Below are 859 nucleotides of genomic sequence, written 5' to 3' on the forward strand. Positions count from 1 at the left end.
CTGCATCAATTTTTTTCTGCTCGCTCTCTTGTTGTTCAAGATGCAATTTAGGATCTTTTCCGCCGAGCAACAGTTGTGAGAAGACCTGGGCTTTCTCGCGAGCTTCTGTAAGAGTCATACTGCCAGCACGTGTACTGAATAAACCGATTGAGATAAATTTTTCTTTCTGTTGCTGGTAGTAGCGAAACACGAACTGCTTTTTCCCACTAGTGAAAATTTTTACACCCAAACGCCCTATACCTCGTTGACCTGACTGATCCCAGAGATAATAGGAATTTTTACGACTGGTCGCGGATTGAATTTTAGTAACAGTTAACATTCTGATTTTCTCTTGTCTTTTTTGGCGAAGTTAACTTTCTAGGTCAACAGGCATAACCTAAAAGCAGCCAAAAATGATATTGACAAACTTCCTACCTAAGCAAAGCTAGGTCAGGTAATGGGTCAGACAAGAGAAAAGTGACATGAAAATCAATGCAAACTAACGCAACAAAGACAAACAGATAAACATTTGAATTTAATAGAAATTACCAAGCATTGCATACTCGTAAAAATGAACCTGGTAGGACTCATAATCGATTGGTCCCCAGTTCAAGTCTGGGAGGGGCCACCAAATTCCAGAAGGTTAGTAAGCGTAGTGTTTACTAACCTTTTTTTGTACCTGACGATTTTGGGTCAGGTAATGGGTCAGGTAAGCCCCAATCACGCACTCTTCTCTGCCTTCTTCCAATACTAATCCGAATACTACGCTGTTGCCAAATATGTCGTTCTGGCTGATAAATATCTCTCATAGAGAACAAAGAGAGGTATTAAACTCGCAAACCAACCATAAGTAACTTAAATTGCACTTATAGATAATTTC

1 protein-coding gene is annotated in these 859 nt (G+C 39.7%); it reads right to left on the reverse strand.

Translation table 11 applies throughout. The features are described from left to right. Positions 1-319, reverse strand: a 319-nt coding sequence (locus tag R8O10_RS24425; protein ID WP_318191846.1) for an Arm DNA-binding domain-containing protein, incomplete at its 3' end; no start/stop codon positions are given. Between the last annotated feature and the right edge of the window lie 540 nt (positions 320-859).

It is taken from the genome of Vibrio sp. 1727 (assembly GCF_033344415.1).
In the GTDB taxonomy this organism is placed as follows: Bacteria; Pseudomonadota; Gammaproteobacteria; order Enterobacterales; family Vibrionaceae; genus Vibrio; species Vibrio alginolyticus.